Below are 287 nucleotides of genomic sequence, written 5' to 3'. Positions count from 1 at the left end.
GTACCAATCCTTTAGCTTAAGGTCTTCAAGGCCAGTTACATTAAGTTTAGTTTGCGTAAATAACTTTTGATTTAAGCTATTAAAGGTCACCCAAATAGTTGCAAATTGCTTTGCAGCCCAGCTCATAACCTTTTGTAGAGGCTTAATAGGTATAAGCTTTATAAGCCCGCAAATAAAAATAGGCACAAACCAAAAAAGTGTGTTTATTGTGTAAAAAATAATACTAAATACACCGCGAATAACTGACATTACTTCCATTCCTTTAAACATTGCGCAGCCACTAATAC

General features: G+C 34.5%; 1 pseudogene. It reads right to left on the bottom strand.

The window, feature by feature from the left end:
• Positions 1-249: pseudogene (locus AAEZ18_RS18635) on the bottom strand (acyltransferase); the annotation flags it as partial.
• Positions 250-287 lie beyond the last annotated feature (38 nt).

The organism is Pseudoalteromonas sp. 19-MNA-CIBAN-0066 (genome assembly GCF_040308705.1).
Classification (GTDB): domain Bacteria; phylum Pseudomonadota; class Gammaproteobacteria; order Enterobacterales; family Alteromonadaceae; genus Pseudoalteromonas; species Pseudoalteromonas nigrifaciens.
Note: the sequence above shows the minus strand (reverse complement) of the source record. Positions and strands in the feature narration are given on the sequence as shown.